Genomic DNA, 426 nt, shown 5'->3' with positions numbered 1-426 from the left:
GGCATCCACCGTACGCTCTTAAACACTTACTAACAAAGATGCTCGCGTCCACTGTGCAGTTCTCAAACAACACACCCACTCATGATCGTGTTCCGAGATTGACTCAGCCTCGCGGCCGGCAATATCTCGAAGATCCGAGCGGATCGTTTGTTCTTGCCTTGAAAAAACACTTTCGCGTGTTCTTTCAGGACCCAACAGTGTGTCGATATATTCACCGCGATATCGGACTGAGCCGACACCATGATGCGAAGAAGTTTGCCAGCGTTCCACCCATGAGCTCCGCTGGACTACATGTGAGTCCAAAACGGCTCTGCCAGCGACACATTCACCTCTGTGAACAATCGACTGGAGATGCTCCTTAGAAAGGAGGTGATCCAGCCGCACCTTCCGGTACGGCTACCTTGTTACGACTTCGTCCCAATCGCC

General features: G+C 52.1%; 1 rRNA gene. It reads right to left on the bottom strand.

The features are described 5' to 3' along the window. Window positions 1-362: 362 nt before the first annotated feature. A 16S ribosomal RNA gene (locus tag ACSVDM_RS30810) occupies window positions 363-426 on the bottom strand; the annotation flags it as partial.

Origin of the sequence: Nocardia sp. JW2 (assembly GCF_051843015.1) — a bacterium.
In the GTDB taxonomy this organism is placed as follows: domain Bacteria; phylum Actinomycetota; class Actinomycetes; order Mycobacteriales; family Mycobacteriaceae; genus Nocardia; species Nocardia coubleae.
This window is presented reverse-complemented; position numbering and strand designations above follow the sequence as displayed.